The organism is Phytoactinopolyspora endophytica (assembly GCF_004138495.1).
Lineage (GTDB): Bacteria > Actinomycetota > Actinomycetes > Jiangellales > Jiangellaceae > Phytoactinopolyspora > Phytoactinopolyspora endophytica.
The window spans coordinates 418,978-423,268 of sequence record NZ_ML142849.1 but is presented as its reverse complement, the minus strand read 5'-3'; the positions used below and the strand labels follow the sequence as shown (position 1 = coordinate 423,268).

Annotated in this window: 5 protein-coding genes and 1 riboswitch; of the genes, 3 read left to right on the top strand and 2 right to left on the bottom strand. The window is 68.0% G+C overall.

What is annotated here, in order from left to right:
* The coding region (locus ELR45_RS01905) for a type II toxin-antitoxin system VapC family toxin (protein WP_165367386.1) at window positions 1-410 on the bottom strand (410 nt) is incomplete at its 3' end.
* Window positions 407-652, bottom strand: a complete 246-nt coding sequence (locus ELR45_RS01900) for a FitA-like ribbon-helix-helix domain-containing protein (protein WP_129662975.1) — start codon at window positions 650-652, stop codon at window positions 407-409. The genes ELR45_RS01900 and ELR45_RS01905, both read right to left, overlap by 4 nt.
* Before the next feature lie 283 nt (window positions 653-935).
* A riboswitch (FMN riboswitch) is annotated at window positions 936-1,074 on the top strand.
* A 146-nt stretch (window positions 1,075-1,220) separates the two neighbouring features.
* On the opposite strand from ELR45_RS01900, the gene ribD reads away from it, so the two are divergent.
* The 3 genes from ribD (at window position 1,221) to ELR45_RS01885 (ending at window position 4,223) form a co-directional block, all read left to right on the top strand.
* Window positions 1,221-2,276 (top strand): bifunctional diaminohydroxyphosphoribosylaminopyrimidine deaminase/5-amino-6-(5-phosphoribosylamino)uracil reductase RibD, encoded by a 1,056-nt coding sequence (gene ribD / locus ELR45_RS01895; RefSeq protein WP_129663416.1) that lies wholly within the window; start codon window positions 1,221-1,223, stop codon window positions 2,274-2,276.
* Window positions 2,277-2,282: 6 nt separating this feature from the next.
* The gene (locus ELR45_RS01890; protein ID WP_129662973.1) at window positions 2,283-2,900 is read left to right on the top strand and encodes a riboflavin synthase; all 618 of its coding nucleotides are present in this window, start codon (window positions 2,283-2,285) and stop codon (window positions 2,898-2,900) included.
* A 72-nt stretch (window positions 2,901-2,972) separates the two neighbouring features.
* Window positions 2,973-4,223 carry a bifunctional 3,4-dihydroxy-2-butanone-4-phosphate synthase/GTP cyclohydrolase II gene (locus ELR45_RS01885; protein ID WP_420813769.1) on the top strand — a complete coding sequence of 417 codons (1,251 nt, stop codon included), beginning with the start codon at window positions 2,973-2,975 and terminating at the stop codon, window positions 4,221-4,223.
* Window positions 4,224-4,291: the final 68 nt, after the last annotated feature.

The following is a 4,291-nucleotide window of genomic DNA, read 5'->3' as shown; positions in this document are numbered from 1 at the left end:
CATGGGTTCACCACGTTGACGCCGGTGTCGCTGAAGTCCTTAATGTTACGCGTGGCGAGGGTGGCTGAGACGTTCCGGCAGACGGCAGCTATCTGAGCGTCGGCAACGCTGATCGGCCGTCCCTGGCGTCTGCGATTGCTCACGATCAGGGCATAGTCCTTCGCTGCGCCGACGTCGAACGGGAGAACTCGGCTGTCGAAGTCCTGCCCGACCACCGACTCCATCCGTATCGTCAGCTCCTCCTTACGTCGACCGTCTGGCAAGCACCGTATGCCGAAGAGTAGCTCGGCCACGGTCGTTGCAGTGATGAACACGTCATCACGCGGATGCCGGCTTGCCCAAGCGGCAACGGCCGGTTCGGGTGCCGGGCTGCTCAGTTCGGAGACGACGTTGGTGTCCAGGACGATCATTCGGGAAACTCCGCGGGCCGCGCGAGCTCGGTGCGCTCCGGCAGTGGAAAGGACGTGTCGTCCATGCCGGCAAACCGCCGGCGAATAACGGTTCCTATGTCGACCTGAGACTCCGAACGCGCGAGGGCCGTGTGCAAGATCGCACGTACCTCCGCCTCCATGGATCGGCCGTTCTCAGCGGCTTGAATTCTGAGTTTGGCCTTGAGGTCCTCATCGACGTTGCGAATGGTCAGGGTCGCCATCGTGTCACCTCCACGGCTGTCGTTGCTAGCAATGCTAGCAACGACAGCACCATTTGGTGGTAGATGGGTCTCGGCTGTGGTGGTAGACATATGTTGAACTCCCTTCAGCGAGGCGAGCGATGATGGTCACAAATATAGTCACTGTAGCGCAGGTAACCGTACGTAAACATACGGAACCGTTAGTGGATAATCTTAAACTAAGCCGAGACGCTGAACGTGGCGCATTGTGTTCTGGTCGCGGAACAAGGTTTGGCTCAGCGCGGTTACACTGCCAAGAGAAGCAACGTGTGCTCCGGGGTCGGTGAAAGTCCGAACCGGCGGTGATAGTCCGCGACCCGGTCCGCTGTCTGGATGAGGCGGCCGGTTGATCCGGTGGAAATCCGGGACCGACGGTGAAAGTCCGGATGGGAGGCAGCACACGACGGGCATCGCGGCGACGCGAGCCGTCTTCGACGGCTCATCGGCGCACATGATGTCCGGTTTGTCGCCTTGGCGACGCACAGCCCCGGAGCGCTCGGATGACGAGTGAGGAGGCGCTCCGGTGGTCAGCCAGGCCGAACGTACGGCGATGCGCCGTGCCATCGATCTTTCGGCGCGGGCACAGTACACCAGCCCGCCGAACCCCGACGTCGGTTGCGTGATCCTCGATACGGACGGGAACGTCGCCGGCGAGGGCTGGCACGAACACCCCGGCGGACCGCATGCCGAGGTCGTCGCGCTGCGGATGGCCGGCGCACGAGCGCACGGCGGGACCGCGCTCGTCACTCTCGAACCGTGCAATCACGACGGCCGCACCGGTCCGTGCACCACAGCACTCATCCAGGCCGGGATCGCACGCGTCGTGTTCGCGGTGGCAGACCCGAACGCGGTCGCTGCCGGTGGATCCCAGCGTCTGCGTGACCACGGCGTCGATGTCGAGGCCGGCGTGCTGGCCGACGAGGCCGCCACGGTGAACGCACGCTGGCTGACCCCATTCCGGACCGGGCGGCCGTTCGTCGTCTGGAAATACGCCGCGACGCTCGACGGGCGTAGCGCGGCCGCCGACGGCTCCAGCCGCTGGATCACCGGTGAAGCCGCCCGCGCTGACGTGCACCGGCTACGGGCGGCGGTGGACACGATCGTCGCCGGGGCCGGGACGGTTGCCGCCGATGATCCCCAGCTGACCGCTCGCGACGCCGGGGCCACTCTGCCTTACGACGCCCAGCCGCTGCGCCTCGTCGTCGACTCCGCGGGTCGCACGCCCGCCGAGGCGAAGGTGCGCGATGACACGGCTCCGACCTGGATCGCGACCGCGGACGAAGTGGGCGCCACCCCCGATGGCCGCGTCGACCTGGCCAAGCTCATGGCCGCTCTCTATGACCGGGGCCGCCGATACGTCCTCGTGGAGGGCGGGCCCAGCCTGGCCGGCGCGCTGTGGGCGGCCGGCCTGATCGACCGCGTCGTGGCCTACATCGCTCCGGCGCTGCTCGGCGCCGGAGCGAACGCACTCGCCTACGCCGGTATCACCAGCATCGATCAGGCGATCCGGCTCGACACGACCGATATCACCACCCTCGGCGGCGACGTGCGCATCGTCGCGATGCCCCGACCGTACGGCACAGAGTCCAGCGTTAAGGAGAAGTGACAAGAGATGTTCACCGGAATCGTGGAAGAGCTCGGCAGCGTCGTGAAGCTAGAGGCCACGGAGGACTGGGCCCTGCTGACGCTGCGTGGCCCGGTGGTCACCTCCGACGCCGTGCACGGCGCGTCGATCGCGGTGAACGGCGTGTGCCTCACCGTGGTAGACGTCGACGCTGGCACGTCGACGTTCACCGTCGACGTGATGCGGGAGACACTGGATCGGTCCGCGCTCGGAGCGCTCAACGCCGAGGACCCGGTCAACCTGGAACGCGCGGTCAAGGCGAGTGACCGCCTCGGCGGGCATATCGTCCAAGGCCACGTCGATGCGGTCGGCGTGGTGCTCAGCCGGGCGCACAGCGAACGGTGGGACGTGGTCCGCGTCAGCCTGCCGCCGGCCGTGAGCAGGTACGTCGTCGAGAAGGGGTCGATCGCCGTCGACGGAGTCTCGCTCACGGTCTCCGGCGTCAGTGAGGCCGGCGGCGACGACTGGTTCGAGGTGAGCCTCATCCCGACGACGCTCGAGCTCACCACTCTGGGGCAACGGCGGCCCGGCGACGAGGTCAACCTCGAGGTCGATGTCATCGCCAAGTACGTCGAGCGCCTGGCCAGCCCGGAGCTGACGAAATGAACCGGAACCGGCGGCCGACGCGGCCGATCAGGGCAGCCGTGGCGTACGCGGTTGCGGAATGCGAAGGAGCGCATGCTCATGGATAACGAGATCCGGCTCGACTCGATCGAGCGGGCGATCAAGGAGATCGCCGCCGGGCGCGCCGTCGTCGTGGTCGACGACGAGAACCGGGAGAACGAGGGCGACCTGACCTTCGCGGCGTCGTGTGCCACGCCGGAGCTGATGGGGTTCATGGTCCGGCACTCGTCCGGGGTGGTCTGCGTGCCTATGCTCGCCTCCGAGCTGGATCGGCTGGAGCTCCCCCCGATGACGGCCGTCAACGAGGACCGTAAGGGCACGGCGTACTCGGTGTCGGTGGACGCGCGCCATGGTGTCGACACCGGGATATCGGCCGCGGACCGGGCGCACACCGCGCAGGTGCTGGCCGATCCCGGCACCGAGCCACACGATCTGACCCGGCCGGGGCACATGTTCCCGCTGCGGGCCAAGGACGGCGGCGTCTTGCGCCGGCCCGGTCACACCGAAGCGGCGGTGGATCTCGCACGGCTCGCCGGGATGGCGCCCGCCGGGGCGATCGGCGAGCTCGTCCACGACGACGGCTCGATGATGCGTGCGCCGGCGCTGCGAGAGTTCGCCGACGAGCACGGCCTGGCGATGGTGTCCATCGCCGACCTGATCCGCTACCGCCGCCGGACCGAGAGCCACGTCGAGCGGGTCGCGGACACCCGGCTGCCCACGGTGCACGGGACCTTCCGTGCCTATGGCTACCGCGACCTGGTGGATGGCGGCGAGCACGTGGCGCTCGTGATGGGCGACGTGACCGGGGAGACCCCGGTGCTGGCGAGGCTGCATTCCGAGTGCTTGACCGGGGACGCGTTCGGTTCGTTGCGATGCGACTGCGGCCCGCAGCTACAGGCCGCACTGGCGATGGTGGCGCACGCAGGCCGCGGGGCCGTGGTCTACATGCGCGGGCACGAGGGCCGCGGCATCGGCCTCGCGCACAAGCTGCAGGCGTACGAGCTGCAGGACAACGGCCACGACACGGTCGATGCGAATGTCGAGCTGGGGCTGCCGGCCGATGCCCGCGACTACGGCGTCGGCGCCCAGATCCTCGCGGACCTCGGCGTAGAGTCGATCGCGCTGATGACGAACAACCCGGCGAAGCTCACCGGCATCGACGGCTATGGGATCACGGTGGCCGAACGCGTACAGCTGCCGGTGGCAGCGCATCCGGAGAACCTGCGGTATCTGCGGACCAAACGGGACCGGCTCGGCCATGAGCTCCCCGGACTGGACGACGACGCGGTACGGCCGGCCGGATGATGCGGCGGAACCAGCGGGGCACGGGCGGGATGTCCGCCCGGCGGAAGACCGAGATCGACGACGCGAAG